This window comes from Atopobium deltae (assembly GCF_001552785.1).
Taxonomy (GTDB): Bacteria; Actinomycetota; Coriobacteriia; order Coriobacteriales; family Atopobiaceae; genus Atopobium; species Atopobium deltae.
In genome coordinates this window covers 40,369-54,625 of the sequence record NZ_KQ959516.1, presented here as the reverse complement: position 1 = coordinate 54,625, position 14,257 = coordinate 40,369, and the positions used below count along the sequence as shown (strand labels likewise).

Here is a 14,257-nt window from a genome sequence, read left to right as displayed (position 1 = left end):
AGTACCACTTGCCGTTAATCTTTTCCCACTTATCGGCAGGATAGCTTCCGTCTTGGTGTTTGTACCACCAGCCTGTTTCGTTTTTAATCCAGCCTTGCGCCGTGGTGCTGCCTTGTGTAATTTGCGCCTTTAGTGCTTGCCCTGTGCGATAAAGTCCCCTGGGCGAATAACAAGCTCCCTAAAGATAAAGACCTTGAAAAGACGAGCAGAGGCGCTTGATATTCGCTCTGAAGTATTGGCAGCGCTTGTAAGTTCGATGCGCGCGTTGTTAATGGTTCTGCGTGACCACAAAGCCTTTTTAGCCGTGCCCGTAGCGTGCCAAAGAGTGAGTGTGTCATGTGCCAGCTCCCACATAATCTAAGCCAATCCGCAGTACAAAAGCCCTGTGCCATAAGGCCAAGGCTCGACTACATCAATGTCGCTTTTTGAGGCTTCTGCGTCGGTGTAGGTCACAGAAGTAGCGCCGACGCTTTGAGACTTAATGCCTGTGTGAGCGCCATCTACTCCTGCGATGTGCTCACACAAAGCGCCCAGAGCGGCTAGCCACTTGTCGTGCCAGCAAGGCTCGATATCTTGTCCTGTAATAGCAACAAGACGAGCATAGGCGGCAGGGAGGAAGACGTTGAAGTCTTCCTCACCAAGACGGCTGTGTGTCTGTTTGTAGACGTCGTATGTCAGCTTAGGAGCCATCGTGTTGCGCCCTTTGATTTAGCCGTTGTGCTTGTTGACGTAGATGCCAGCTTGCTTGTTCTTCTTCACGATGGTGCCGTACACCCAGCGGAACTGCGAAAGCCAGCAGTCACCATTGGGGTGCGTGCCAGGTGCGAACAAATAAGCCACAGCACGCTTCACAATGTAGCGAAGCGTCTTGTTACCGCCGCTCACGACGATAAAGTCGACGTTTTCACCGAGAAGTGCCTGCGGTACCTCGAAGACGGTAAAGCCGTCATAGGAGCCTACGGTGTCGGTGATGTTGGTGTCGTTGGAGAACTGGCGCTCTACAGCGTCCTCAAGGCACGCAAGCGCTGTGGAGCTCATGTAGAGATCTCCACCGACAAGTCCTGCCTCGGTAAACTGCGAGCGAGCCTTGCGGATCTGCTGCTTGATGTTTTCTTTGGTCAAAGCTTCGGTAGCGGTAGTTTTAGCCTTAGCAGCTGCCACTTTGAAGAAGTCCTTATCCACCGCAGGGATAAACACGGTGCGCTGATACTCTGAGGCAGCCTGTGTAGAAAGCACAGAAGCAGTGTCGATGTCCTGTACCGCGTCAATGTTAAACGATGCCTGCTTGTCGTGGTCCAAGGTGTAGGAGGTGTAGCTTAGCGTCACGTCGTTTGTGGTCTTGAAGCCGTCGTAGTCATTGACAGCATCAGAGGAAAACGAGATGTCGGGGACGTTTACGGTTTTTGCGTTCACAAACTCTGCCGCTGCATCAGAGTAGCGAGCTGCGAATGACGAGGTGGTTAAGACCTCGTCCAAGGTCTTTGCAAATACCTCGGGGTACTTGTTGATGGTGTTAGCCATAGCGTGTTACTCCTTACTTTTTAGGGGGAAGCCCTGCAGCCTTGCGAGCAATCTCTTCAAGTGCTTCTTTGTTCGAGATAGCTCCAGCCGACGTGCCTCCCGTGGATGTGGTTTTTGCTTTTTCAAAAAGGTATGGCTTTGCTGCTTTGAGCTTGTCGATATCTCCGTCATAAGCGTCCAGCGCAAGGCGTCCAAGCTCCATGTCTACGCACCCAGCACTTGTAAGCTTTGCGTTGGCTTTTTCGGTCTCAAGGCTTGTCTGCAGTGCTTTGAACTCTTCTTGGAGCTCTTCAAACTCGGTTTGCGAGCTTGTGCTTTCTTCGAGCTTGGCTTTGAGTTCTTGGATCGTCTTGTCGCGATTTGCGATGTCTCGCTCATACTTGTGACGGTTAATCATGTTTTTGACGTCTTTGTCCTCGGCATCTTGGGAATGTGTTTCCTCGTCGTGGAGCTTCTCGTCAGTTTTTGGGTCTTGGGAAATGGTTTCCTCGGCAGCTTTGGTGTCTTGGGAAAGTACTTCCTCGCCAGAAGCGTTTGCCATCTAATCCTCCTTGTTGCTAAGAGTTAAATCTCTTGTCGCATACAAGGCTATACGTGCGGTAACGCTAAAAAAATGCCCTCCACGCAGGAGGGCATAGCTTGGTTATATGCAGTATGGTTTAGGCTATTTTAGCAATAAAGCTCCGCCACGATTCCTTTTTCTGCAAGAGCGGCTTTTTTCATTAAGGAGTTTTCGCATAAGTACTCAAGCCCTTTAATGGTGATGGTTCTTCTTTTGGACCATGTCAGCCCTCCATTTTGGAAGCTTCCAACATCGACGCACTCTACATAGCCTTCTTGAGAAAGCATGTGCCATAAAGCCTTAAGACGATTGGAAGAGATGCCGAGCGCTTGTGCGCTTAGCGAGTCAGGGTCTGCTCCTTCGTCGTAATCCGTTGCTTTTTGTAAGGTTTTAAGCATGCGGTAGATAGTGCGAAAGTCATCTATACAGATCTATCCTTCATCCAGAGACTCTAAATACCGATATGCCTTTTGATATTTTTTCGTGCGTTGCAGGTCTTCCTTTGTCACGTTTTCAAGACGCTCCAAATTCATGTTATCAGTCAGATCAGCCATTTTTATGGCACGTGCGTCAGGATCTTTTGCTAAGGCTTTGATGTAGTTCATATATGAAACGCCTTGAGGACGAGTAAGGAGTTGCACAATCTCAACAACATGCGCATCAACACCTTGTGCCAATAAATCCTGTGCAGTGGTAGAAGTGTCTTCCAAAACATCGTGCAGAAGCGCCGCTACTTTTTGTGTATCGGTTTTGCACGCCGCGCTTACTCGTTTGGGATGCTCAACATAGGGCATGCCCGCTTTATCTACTTGGTTTTTATGAGCTTCTATAGCTATAGATAGGCTCAGTTCGATTTGCGATAGCATCTTTGACCTCTTCCTCGGTGGCTTCGTCGTACCAATCGTGGCATAAAACAATATCGGCGTAGAGATGCTGTGCTGGCACCCACTTTTTGTCTATCCAATCGTAGCGATAAATAAGACTGTCAATTTTTTTTGCCAAAATAAGACGGTCTTCATTCATGTAATATTTCATTTTTCAACTTCTTCTACTTTGTGCGGCGATAGTGCGAAAGTCATCTATCGGTTACCATCCGTGCTTCTCGAGATGCTCTCGTTCTTTAGGGGTAACGTGTGTAGGATAGTCATAGAGTTCATCGCCCTCGTTAACCTCATAGGTAAGATAGTAGGGTTCAGGAATTTGAGCTTTCGACATCTCATAGATTTCTCGATCGAGACGAACTACCTCACTCAGGGGGACACCCTTATAGAGACAATTGAGTCCTTGAGATGGGTGATATGTACCTTTAGGAGGGAAAACTAAAGTCTTCCGCATGATATATCGTAGTCCTTAGATAAGCTCTTAATCGTATTTATCATGATACCACCAGCATCGTTATTAGTAGGGTTTTGCTTTAAAAATTTGTCTGATATCAACCGTGAAGTAATAAACTCACCGCTTGCGGTGTATTCATAGACGCTTCCATTACTGCCAGCGACATATCCCGCCTTGTACTCTTTTCGAGCACATGCTACAAAGTCTTCAGCTGAAGGAGGATACCCACGAGGATGTGTGTGAAGAGCAACCACCACTTTTTCACCTGCTTGTTCGTTCCTTGCTCTAATCTCTTTAATAGCCTCTAGTGGAGCTTCTACGTGTGCGTCTGTCCCGCTAGACTTTACCGACCAGAAGGTTTCGCCGTTTCTTGTATCAATAAACGCCATGCCTTCTTGCAGGGTCCCAGAGTTTGTGATGAGCATGATCTTTGCGTGCCTTAGCAGCTCTTTGCGAGTTTGTTTGTTCTCGTTGATCTTTTTAAACTTAGCAGCGAACTTTTTAGAGTTAATGAGATCAGGGTTTACTGTTGTTTTCGCGATTAAGTCTTTGGGAGCAGATTTTCTCTTGTGCTTAATTGAATTTTCAGACTCTTGAGCACGAAGCGCTCTGTCGTTCTTAAAATCAAATCTACCCAGCCCTCGGGGCTGCTTAGCCACGCCATAAGCACGCTCTCGCTCATAGTTGCGCGTGAGGTTATTCTCTCGGCAATGCTCACGCAGAAGCGCTTGAGTGTGCCCGAGTCTTTGGCGATCTGCCATCATGTCTAAGTCTTGAGCTTGCCCTGTAGCGATTCTGCGCTTGTATTTGCGCACTTCGCGCTCATAAGCGCGCTGCTTTTGTGTCGCCTTCTTTGACGAACACACCAACACGGGCACCATTAAGCGCTGGCTCGCCGCAGATGAAGTCTATCCCGATCGTGGAGACCCCAACACCGACTACGATCCTTCGCATTCCACCTCGTCGGGTCGCCCTGGTTTTCATGACATTGATTCCGCCTCGGTGCAGGCAAAATATGTGATGCAAGGTGGGCAAAGTCTGGGTGAGACTTTCTACTATCCCAAATCCGTTGTGCAAGTCTACTTCAAGCCTGTCAACAAGGGCAAAGCAAGCGCCCGTGTAACGCTGTATAACATGCTGTTGTCGCCCAACATGTTTATGTTTGAGCTTGTTGACGATAAGGACAATGTCATCGATACCGCGGGTAATGACCTGTAAGGTAACGCCTATTTTAAGGACATTTCGTTCAAGCGCGAAGGCAAGATAACTCTACGGGAATATCGTCCAAATCAAAATGTCGTAGGGTTTGTAAGCGCCGCGCCTATCAAAGACAAACCGGTCCACAATCGTGGTCGAGGGGATGACGTAGTGGATAGAAAGGTTGTTGATAGTCCAAAACGACGCGGGCGAAACCGTGGGTGCAAGCAGCAGCGCATACACCAAAAACATCAGCGTAATGCTGCTTCAGATAAACAGAATCCCGCGGAACAGCGCAGCTCTGTTGTGTGTTTTAATGTCTGCCGAGAAGCCGCTCCGCTCGCCGCGTCTGCCGAGAAATTCTGCGTGGTCGCAGCGCTCGCTGCAGCTGAGGATAGGTCCGCCGTAGTTGTCGCGCTGGTATTTGTGCGCTGTTGCGTGTTTGCCTGCATACAAGTCCTTTCTCACGAGGAAATGACGCAAAGGTGAACGACCATTCACCTTATGATGAAAGGTATGCCAGTGCATTGCTCGACCGCGCGGTGAATCTTCATTCACTTATCATGCACTCCGAAACTAAGCTGTAATCTAGGAGTTTGATTTGCTGCTGCTGGAGTTGGAGCCGTCTTCGGGCAAGCTGTTGGAAGGCGCTTCAAAATAGCTCATTGATCCAGCATTCGATCCAGCGCTGTCTTCGGACACATCGGATGCATCTGCCAATGCACCTGTCGGCGAGCTAGACGAGCTCGTCGAGCTAGGCGCGCTCGCCGAGCCGAAGATCTTCTCGGCAACGCCACGTGGTATAGCAGCAGCGGCCAACTTCGCGGGAATTTCTGCAGCTTGAGCACGTTGTTGGCGCGCGGCATATTCATGCATCTCGTCGATGGTGGGGGGCAGCCCATTGTGCAACAGGCTTTTGTAATCGGCTGAGGGCAGGCCAATGTTTTGCACCGCGTGCGCAACGGCTTGCTGAAGCGGCGTCAGCGCGTGCTGCCTAAACTGCCCAATAAAAGAGCGGACGAACTCGTGGAGCAAGGCTTTTTCGGGGCCCTCGAGCTGCGCGATCGCTTCAAAAATTTTGCGCAGCTGCATGCCATTGGCGCCCGCGAGCTCATTTAAGGTTGTGCAGCCCGAAGCTTGTAGGCAGTCAAACAAAAGCTTCGAAAATTGACGGCGTTCCGTCATCGAGCGCTCGCACATAATACGGGTCATAGAGGCACCAAGCTCGAGCACACCTGCGATGGGTTGCTTGGCACGCACAAAGCGCGAGCCCAAAACCGACCAGCTCAGAGCGTCGTGTTGCGCATTGACGGGCGTGCCGTCCTGCACTTGTATGTAGCGGATGGGCACCGCATGGTGCATAAGGCTGCTCACAAAGCAAAACGGCGGCGCAAACAGGCGGGTCTTCTGCGCAATGCGCTGCAATGTATCATGCGGCAATACCTCGTCGAGAAACCCAGGCGAGTCGAAGCACCACACCCTAGCTATGCGCTTTTGCAGCTGCTTGTCGACTGAGGCTGCGCAATAGGCAGCTAGGTTGCCGCCCTTTGAATGCCCACCAAGCTGCAGGGACATCTTGGTACGCGCCGCTACAAACGAAAGATAGCTTAGCGCATCCTTTTGTGCGGGAATGGTCTCGAAACTCATGTTCAGGTCTTCTTGCCAGCCAAAAAGGTTTGCGTCCGTTCCGCGAAATGCGAGGTAGCAAGTCTGGTTATCATCACAAAAAAAACTCACGGCGCCAAACTGCTCGCGTTTGTGTCTGTTATGTTTTTGTCGATAAAACCCCACGCGCACATCCTTAAAACGGCTGGTCTGTGCCGCTTTTTGGAGCAAAAATGGCGTCAGGTGGGAGGTAAGACCGTTGGCTTCGTAGATCTCGGCTTTCGTATGGCGTTCAAAAAAGCGTTGGGCGACCTGTGCCAGGCTATCGCCTGTGCTTGGATGTCCCTGTGGCACGTACCCGCGTAAGTCAAGGTAGGAGAGCTGAGCAAAAATAAGAGCATCGATCTCGTTAAAGGGCATTCCAGCAAAACTCACGTCACCAAGCCAGTCGAGGTAGCCCATGATGTTAGTTGCGGGCGCTATGGTTGTGGTTGCTGCGGCGGGAGTTGCGGCGGCTTGCGTTGCTGGCGCGGCCGCTGGCCCGTCGGTCTTCTCGCCAGCGGGCGCGTCATCGAGTGGCGCGGTCTTCTCGGTAGTTATGTTCATATCCATCCTTTTTAAAAACATAGTGGACGCTATAAGGCTTGTTCATGGTAAAATTATACATTACGAACGAGGTTATTTCGTTGCTGGAATTATTGAGAAGCTTGCTGACCGCTCAAGGCTTGCGCCGCCGTTGGTGGCCGGCCCAGCAGTGCGGAATTGCCTCGGATGTGCCTAGAAATAAAGCTTAACCGTAAAGGGGTACACGATATGCTTCACCGTTCGCGTGCATCGCGTCCTTCGAGTACATCGCGCAAACGTATCGCGTTCATACTAAGTCTGACCATGCTTTTTGTACTGGGGGCGCTGTGTATATGTCTGCCTGTGCAACCCACCGCTGCACATGCGCGCACCACGTTGCAAAAACGGGGAATAAACTTGTATCCTATGTCCCTTTCGGAGGAGATGCTGTACTTTTGCAAGTACGAAAGCAACCTGAATTATGATCAGGGGCTTTCGTATGGCGACGGCTACAATGCCTTGGGATTTTTTCAATTTGACAGACACCACGACTTGGGCAATTTTTTAAAGTCGGTATATACCTACAATCCTTCGAAGTATTGGGCGCTGGCTAGCTTAGGTACGAAGTACAACTGGAACTTTAGCAGTGGTCCCACGCACACAAAAAATGGCTTTACGGCGCTTGGTAATGATTTAAATTCAGCGTGGCATGCAGCATTTAGAGCTGACCCCACGGAATTCTCGCAATTACAAAATTGCTGGGCCTATTATTCGTACTACGATGGCGTTGTTGGCATTCGTAAAAGCATGCGCCACTTTGGTATTAACCTCGATAATCGTCCCGATTGCATCAAGGGCTTGTTGTGGGGCATGTCCAATCTTTTTGGCGCAGGTGGCGGATACGACTATGTGCAGCGCGGGAAGTATTACGGCGCCAATTGGTTTATTCTTAAGTCGGGTATTACCAACACTATGAGCGACGAAGAAATTGTCACTCGCCTGTGCGATACCGTGGTAGCCAACGTCGCTGCTCGCTATTCCAAACAACCACAGTACTGGAATGGGTGGCAAAACCGTTATCGCTACGAGAAGCAAAAATGCCTTGATTACCTGCGTAATTCGACTAAGCTGCAACTTGCAGGCGTGAACGCACCGTCAGTTGCGTATGTAGGACAAACGGTGCAATTCGCGCCACGGATTAGGGGCAACGCCGATGGCGTTCGCTATAGCTATGCATGGTCGTACGAGAACGAGCCTAAGTCGTGGTCGCCGACGACGTTTGCTCAAAAAAGCAGCTTTACGCCACAAAAAGCGGGCCGCTACACGGTATATGTTTCGATGACCGAAAAAAGCGGCGCCACCACGACCCGTCAAGCAACGCTCACAGTCTATAGCCCCTGGAGTTTTGTCGCAGTTCACGCGCCCCTGCAGGCAAAAGTGGGGCAAACACTGTATTATTCAGCTGTCATGCATGGTGATTTTTCTGGCTTGCGCTACAACTATATTTGGTCTCGTAATGGAAGCTGGCAGCGTGGCGAGTGGGGTTCTGCGTCTTCTGCCGAGAAGACCATCGAGCGTGTGGGGAGCTTCACACCACAAAAGGCGGGAACCTATACGCTGTATGTGGAAGTCATTGACCAGCAGGGCAATTCGTGGATAAAGAGCACGAACGTTCATGTGAGCTGATAGTGCGAGCGGGAATAGCCCGCATAGCACCGCGGAGCGTGAAAAAATACGAACGTTCACGTGAACTGGTAGGAGTTGTAAGATATGCGAGTACCAAGGGGAGTACCACAGGGAGCACCAAGCGAAGTGTCGCAGCGAGTACCAAACGGAGTACCACAAGAAACACCGAAGGTATCCAGAAGAAGCTTTGTATCACTGGCATCTGCAAGTGCCCTCACAGCGCTGGCGGCATGCGCAGGATGTACCCGTTGGACAGCGCCTCGCCCCACCGATCCCAAAAAGCCCACAGACACCCGCGACCTAAATAAATACAAAGACTTGGCGATCGCCATGGATGCGTGGAACTACGACCAGGTCAATGACGTGTGGTGGCAAAATGCTCTAACCTACTGCCTAACGCCTGCAACCAAAATGTATGGACGCCTTGCCATCTATGTGCCAGGCCCCTTCTTTACGGGTAAGGCCCATGGTAAAACTTACAGCTGTACCATTAACGAAAAAGCGCAGGTGGGGAATTTCACCCCCAAGACGGCGCCCGTCGTCATGCCCCTTAACCCCATCTTCTTTACGGGTCAAAATGCACCGACGGCCTACTCCTACGAGGGCTTGAAGCCGTATTTGAGCGCCGGGTTTATCTACGTTTACGCTGGCTTTCGCGGGCGCAACAACGGCTACGATAGCGAGAGGAATACCTCATTTGCGGGAGGCATTCCCTGGGGTGCTGTCGACATCAAGGCAGCTATCCGCTATTTGCGCTACAACGCAGAGGCTCTACCAGGCGATTTAGAGAAGATCATTCCTTTTGGCGTGGGTTCCTCGGGTGCACTGGCTTGTATTTTGGGCGCCACGGGCAATGCGCCAGAATACGAGCCTTACCTGTCCGATATTGGCGCTGCCGCTTACGATGCACAAGGACACAACTTGTCCGACAGTATTTATGCCGTCCGCGCGTGGTCGCCTTCGCTGGCGTGCGAAGGTGGCAACGCCGCCTTCGAGTGGTATTGCGGCCAGTACGCTAACGATAAGACCCGCGACGCGAAGTTGTGGACCTCGTCATTATCGTATGATCTGTCACGCGCCTATGCTGAGCATCTTAATAGTCTCAAGCTGACCGCTAACAAAGAGCCCCTTACGCTGGAAAACACGATGGGTGGCCTCTACGTTGATGGAAGCTATTATCGCTATTTGCTTAAGCTGCTCGAAGATGCAGCTTCTAGTTTCTTATCGACCGTCACGTTTCCGTACACACCCGCCCAACCGACGCTGGGCGCGGGCATGTTCCCTGGCGATGGAAACCTCAACCCTCACGAGGCTGAGGCAATCGCGCGTGCAACCACAAAAGATCCTGCCGAGAAGACCCCGCCAGTTTCGTACGCCACGCGCGAGGATTACATCAAGGCGCTTAATGCGGATTATCGCTGGATTACTTTTAACGAGCGCACGAATCATGCCAAGATTACCAGCATCGGTGCCTTTATCGCCCATATGCGTCCCGCGGTCGATGACGTGGCTGCCTACGATTCGCTTTCGGGCAAGTCATACTTTAACCAGCTGTTTGGCACGCTCGAGAAGGACGCCCTGCATTTTGATGGGCCGACGCTCAGCTGCATGACGACGCATCAGGATGCCTACGCCAAAAAGCAAGGCTGGGATCCTGCGCTTATCAAGGCGTGGAAGGATGACCTGGAGCTTAAAGATGGGCAGAAAAAGAACGTTATTTTCCGTCTACACATGAGCGATCCTCTGTACTATCTGACGGGCAAATATGCCGGCTTTGGCAAGGCATCGGTGGCGCACTATTGGAATATTCAAACGGGTTTGGCACAGGCAAATGTCTCGTTTACGCACGAGGCCAATCTGTTGGCTGCGCTGCAAGCCTACGATGGCGTGAAGTCGGCGGTGCTTACTCCCGTATGGAACGAGGGCCTAAGCATGAATCAACCAGGCGTCGAGCCTGTACAAGCTTTTATCGAATGGGTTAGCAATGAATGTAAACAATAACAGCAACACCGCACGCACCGCAACGGCCACCGCGCTCGCTTCGCACGAGTCGCCCGCGGTTTGTGCCGCGTCCGCGCACGAGTCGCATTCCGCTCTTGACGCATTGTTGTGGCTCATGAGCATTGCCGCCGTTATCGCCATTATCTTTTTGTGCGCCTGCTCGGCCGCGCCTGCGTCAAAATCAGGTGACACCAGCAAGTCGGGCGCTGCGGGCTCATCAAGCTCCAGCGCTTCTCAAAACGCAACCCAAGGCCAGTCGGGGCAGTACACACCAGCTGCCGATGATGTCTATGCCAAGGGTACGCATCACGCAACAATACAAGTTGCTGGTCAGGGAGAGATTCAGCTCGAACTGTATGCCGACAAAGCCCCCATCAGCGTTTCGAATTTTTGCCACCTCGCGAAGGCGGGCTTCTACAATGGCTTGACCTTCCACCGCATCATCAATGGCTTTATGATGCAGGGTGGAGACCCGAAGGGCGATGGCACGGGTGGCTCTACCCAAACTATCAAAGGTGAATTTGTCGAGAATGGCGTCGTTAATCCCTTGCAACACAAGCGCGGCACCATTTCGATGGCCCGCTCGAATGAGTTCGATTCTGCGAGCTCGCAGTTCTTTATCATGCAAAAAGACAACGACGATCTTGATGGTCATTATGCTGCGTTTGGTAGCGTGACCAAGGGCATGGAAATCGTCGACGTCCTGTGTAAAAACACGCCCGTGCAGGATAATAACGGCACGGTTGCTCCAAAGGACCAGCCAAAAATCACGAGCATCACCATCAGCGATTAGGCGCCCATCAGGCGAAATTATTCTACGCAACACCCACATCAAGCCCACATCAAGCCCACATCAAGCCCACATGCAATGAAAGGTAGTCGCATGTCCGAAATGAATTCATGTACTGTCAACACCCCTTCCGAGAAGACCGACGAAGCAGCAAGCGAACGCGCTATTATCACCGTACTTGGTGCAGATCGCTCGGGTATTGTTTCTGCTGTTTCTGGCGTGTTAGCCAGTCAAAACGTCAATATTCTCGACATTTCTCAGACTATTTTGCAGGGAATTTTTACTATGACGATGCTCGTAGATCTTGCTTGTGCCACGAACGATTTTTCTGATACGCAGAAGCAGCTTTCAGAGCTTGCAACCAAGCTTGATTTGCAGATCACAATGCAGCGTGAGGATGTTTTTAAATTCATGTATCGCCTCTAGTGCAGAAAGCTGTGATATCCAAGCAAGTAAAAAGCCCGGGCGCGAAGCTCGGGCTTTATTTTACGCTTACTCGGCGCTACCTGCCACGATGAGAAATGAGGCTTTAAGCATGACCTTCAGAGCTGCTGGAGCTGTCATCGCCAGTGCTATCGTTGCTGCCGCTGTCGTTGCTGCCGTCATCAGAATCTGAGTCGGAATCATCACTATCAGAATCATCATCCAACACTAAGGGAGCAAAACTGGCGGTGTCTCCACCGACAAGCTCGTCGGTTGCTTGCGCGACGTTCTTATTGCGCTCCTCTTGCATAGCAGCGGTAAAGATGTCGTCATTGCTATCATCGTTGGCATGAATGCCCACTTGCGCATCAGCGTTGCGTCCAGTGCCAACACCGCCGCAAGCAACGCCACCCGTCACGCTTGGATGACCCGAAGCGGCACCGACGCCGACTCCCGCACCAACACCTGCAACCACACCAGTGCTATGAGCAGTGACGTGTACAGGCTTCACCCGTGGCACCACGAGCGGTTTTCTCGTCAGCTTATGCTCGCGCTTAATGGTCGAGAACAGCGGCACATACTCAAAGAACAAGCTGCTATTCTCAAGACCATACCAACGAGCGGGGGAGCCGCACAAACGGCGGATAAAGTACTTCAGGGTAACAACGTGCTGGTCAAAGCCCGAAATATCCGTCTGTGGCGAAACCACTTTACGAAGCAAGCAAAAACGGAAGTCGCCAACTTTCGAGCGCTCGCGGTAAATCGAATACTTTGGCATCTGCGGCGCAAGCTGCCCCGAGCTCATGAGTTCCTCGACAATCTGATACAGGTAGGTGTTGATGCGCTGGTTTACCCTAAATCCTAGGCGAATCTGCACCTTAAACAAAAAGTCGGTATTAAAGTCATTGACGATAAATTCGCGCGTGTACGGCTCGTCCGTTACCTTCACGTTCAAGAAGTAGTACGCGCGTGCACGCTTGGGGCGCTTATCCAAAATAGAGTACAAAATGTCGCGATCGAGCTTGTCAAACGAGGAATCGTTCGTCAAGAAGACGAGATTATCGGCAATCACCGGATAGCTTTTGTCGTTGATAAGACCCTGAATCTGATCAAGATACTTGTTGACAGGCAAAAAGACCGTTTGCGTACCCTCGACTGCCGTTCCGCGACGCCACACGTACATGACAATAAACAAAGCCAAGCCCATCAGGACGGTCACGTAGCCGCCGTGGAAAAACTTCGTCAAGCTCGAAAGGAAAAACATCAGCTCAATTGCGCCAAATACCAGGATAAACACGAAGGCAAAGGGCGCCTGGCGCATATTTTTGCTTAAATAGGTGAAGAGAAGGACGGTGGTCATGAGCATGGTCACCGTAATGGCAAGGCCATACGCCGCTTCCATGTGGCTGGAGCTTTGGAACAAAAGCACGACGCCAATGCAGCCAGCCCACATAATGTTGTTGACCAGAGGAATGTATAGTTGGCCCTTGGTCTCGGAAGGATAGCTGATCTTGAGGTGGGGCATAAGGTCAAGACGAATGGCCTCAGAAACGATGGAGTACGAACCCGTAATAAGCGCCTGAGAAGCAATAATGGCGGCAAAGGTAGACAAAATAACAGCAAAGGCACGCAGCTGCTCGGGAAGCATCTGGAAGAAGGGATTAAGGTCGGGGATGCTCATGAGTGCCTCGTTGTTGCGATGCAACAAAATCCATGCACCCTGACCAAGGTAATTCAAAATCAAACAGAGTTTGACAAACGGCCAACTGACATAAATATTGGCCTTACCAACATGACCCATGTCGGAATACAGTGCCTCCGCACCCGTGGTACACAAAAAGACATTTCCCAGTACCATGAGCCCCGCGTGGTTAATCGAGCCATCAAACAAAAAGACGATGCCACGAATAGGGTTGAGGGCACGAAGAATCATAATGTTGCCCGTCAGATTAACGAGGCCCGTAATGCCCAAATAACAGAACCACAGCGTCATGACGGGTCCAAAGGCCTTACCGATGGTCGAGGTACCCGCACGTTGCATTACAAAAAGGCCGCAGAGAATAGCGATGGTGATAGTCACGACAATCGACTGCTTGTCACCGATGATGTTGTAGATGGGTTCAATTGTACGCAAGCCTTCAATAGCGGTTGTGACGGTAACGGCAGGGGTCAAAATACCATCTGCTAACAGTGCCGCACCACCAAGCATGGCGGGGATGATCAGCCATTTTGCGTTGCGCTTGACCAGGCTGTACAGGGCAAAAATACCACCTTCGTTGTGGTTATCGGCACGCATGGCAATGAGGACGTACTTCACCGTAGTAATGAGGGTAAGCGTCCAAATAATAAGCGAAAGCGCACCCAAGACGGTATTCTCGGACATGGTCGAAAGACCACCATTACCAGCCATAATAGCCTTGAGGGTATACATGGGGCTGGTACCGATATCACCGTACACAATGCCGAGGGTTACTAATACCATTGCTGCCGATAAGGGAATCGACGTTGATTTACGCTTCTTCGCGGAAGCGCTTGCGTTAGCTTGCACGATTGCTCCATTACTCCAATGTTGT

The 14,257-nt window shown here is 51.1% G+C and carries 17 protein-coding genes; 5 read left to right on the top strand and 12 right to left on the bottom strand.

Annotated features, from left to right (window positions below; genetic code table 11):
• Window positions 1-129: 129 nt before the first annotated feature.
• The 9 genes from HMPREF3192_RS05460 to HMPREF3192_RS05425 form a co-directional block, all read right to left on the bottom strand.
• Window positions 130-354: a hypothetical protein gene (locus tag HMPREF3192_RS05460; protein ID WP_066306224.1), complete on the bottom strand. Its 225-nt coding sequence runs from the start codon at window positions 352-354 to the stop codon at window positions 130-132.
• Window positions 355-357: 3 nt separating this feature from the next.
• A complete protein-coding gene (locus HMPREF3192_RS05455; protein WP_066306222.1) occupies window positions 358-690 on the bottom strand; it encodes a head-tail connector protein in 333 nt (110 codons plus the stop codon).
• An 18-nt stretch (window positions 691-708) separates the two neighbouring features.
• Complete coding sequence (locus HMPREF3192_RS05450; RefSeq protein ID WP_066306219.1) at window positions 709-1,521, bottom strand: hypothetical protein; 813 nt, start codon at window positions 1,519-1,521, stop codon at window positions 709-711.
• A gap of 13 nt (window positions 1,522-1,534) precedes the next feature.
• A complete protein-coding gene (locus HMPREF3192_RS05445) occupies window positions 1,535-2,062 on the bottom strand; it encodes a hypothetical protein (protein ID WP_066306216.1) in 528 nt (175 codons plus the stop codon).
• A gap of 128 nt (window positions 2,063-2,190) precedes the next feature.
• Window positions 2,191-2,481, bottom strand: coding sequence for a YjcQ family protein (locus tag HMPREF3192_RS05440; protein ID WP_066306214.1), 291 nt, complete (start codon window positions 2,479-2,481; stop codon window positions 2,191-2,193).
• A 33-nt stretch (window positions 2,482-2,514) separates the two neighbouring features.
• Complete coding sequence (locus HMPREF3192_RS05435) at window positions 2,515-2,949, bottom strand: HD domain-containing protein (RefSeq protein ID WP_066306212.1); 435 nt, start codon at window positions 2,947-2,949, stop codon at window positions 2,515-2,517.
• Window positions 2,900-3,106, bottom strand: coding sequence for a hypothetical protein (locus tag HMPREF3192_RS06840; protein ID WP_156422891.1), 207 nt, complete (start codon window positions 3,104-3,106; stop codon window positions 2,900-2,902). Before HMPREF3192_RS06840 ends, HMPREF3192_RS05435 begins: the two co-directional genes overlap by 50 nt.
• A 63-nt stretch (window positions 3,107-3,169) precedes the next feature.
• Window positions 3,170-3,298 carry a hypothetical protein gene (locus tag HMPREF3192_RS07050; RefSeq protein ID WP_269447692.1) on the bottom strand — a complete coding sequence of 43 codons (129 nt, stop codon included), beginning with the start codon at window positions 3,296-3,298 and terminating at the stop codon, window positions 3,170-3,172.
• 104 nt (window positions 3,299-3,402) lie between these two features.
• Window positions 3,403-4,299, bottom strand: coding sequence for a phage minor capsid protein (locus HMPREF3192_RS05425; protein WP_156422890.1), 897 nt, complete (start codon window positions 4,297-4,299; stop codon window positions 3,403-3,405).
• Here HMPREF3192_RS05425 and HMPREF3192_RS07185 point away from each other — a divergent pair.
• Window positions 4,298-4,636, top strand: coding sequence for a DUF7604 domain-containing protein (locus HMPREF3192_RS07185; protein ID WP_456236297.1), 339 nt, complete (start codon window positions 4,298-4,300; stop codon window positions 4,634-4,636). The two genes, HMPREF3192_RS05425 and HMPREF3192_RS07185, sit on opposite strands and share 2 nt — an antisense overlap.
• Window positions 4,637-4,687: 51 nt before the next feature.
• Here HMPREF3192_RS07185 and HMPREF3192_RS05415 read toward each other — a convergent pair whose 3' ends face one another.
• Window positions 4,688-4,867, bottom strand: coding sequence for a Pr6Pr family membrane protein (locus tag HMPREF3192_RS05415; RefSeq protein WP_066306203.1), 180 nt, complete (start codon window positions 4,865-4,867; stop codon window positions 4,688-4,690).
• A gap of 336 nt (window positions 4,868-5,203) precedes the next feature.
• Window positions 5,204-6,826: an Mbeg1-like protein gene (locus HMPREF3192_RS05410; protein WP_066306201.1), complete on the bottom strand. Its 1,623-nt coding sequence runs from the start codon at window positions 6,824-6,826 to the stop codon at window positions 5,204-5,206.
• A 384-nt stretch (window positions 6,827-7,210) separates the two neighbouring features.
• On the opposite strand from HMPREF3192_RS05410, the gene HMPREF3192_RS05405 reads away from it, so the two are divergent.
• The 4 genes from HMPREF3192_RS05405 (at window position 7,211) to HMPREF3192_RS05390 (ending at window position 11,687) form a co-directional block, all read left to right on the top strand.
• Window positions 7,211-8,470, top strand: a complete 1,260-nt coding sequence (locus tag HMPREF3192_RS05405) for a PKD domain-containing protein (protein WP_156422888.1) — start codon at window positions 7,211-7,213, stop codon at window positions 8,468-8,470.
• An 84-nt stretch (window positions 8,471-8,554) separates the two neighbouring features.
• Complete coding sequence (locus HMPREF3192_RS05400) at window positions 8,555-10,471, top strand: subtype A tannase (RefSeq protein ID WP_331696508.1); 1,917 nt, start codon at window positions 8,555-8,557, stop codon at window positions 10,469-10,471.
• Window positions 10,455-11,264, top strand: coding sequence for a peptidylprolyl isomerase (locus HMPREF3192_RS05395; protein WP_231723375.1), 810 nt, complete (start codon window positions 10,455-10,457; stop codon window positions 11,262-11,264). Before HMPREF3192_RS05400 ends, HMPREF3192_RS05395 begins: the two co-directional genes overlap by 17 nt.
• A gap of 90 nt (window positions 11,265-11,354) precedes the next feature.
• A complete protein-coding gene (locus tag HMPREF3192_RS05390) occupies window positions 11,355-11,687 on the top strand; it encodes an ACT domain-containing protein (protein WP_082715675.1) in 333 nt (110 codons plus the stop codon).
• Window positions 11,688-11,790: 103 nt separating this feature from the next.
• Here the strand turns inward: HMPREF3192_RS05390 and HMPREF3192_RS05385 are convergent, their stop codons facing one another.
• Window positions 11,791-14,232, bottom strand: a complete 2,442-nt coding sequence (locus HMPREF3192_RS05385; protein WP_231723374.1) for a KUP/HAK/KT family potassium transporter — start codon at window positions 14,230-14,232, stop codon at window positions 11,791-11,793.
• Window positions 14,233-14,257: the final 25 nt, after the last annotated feature.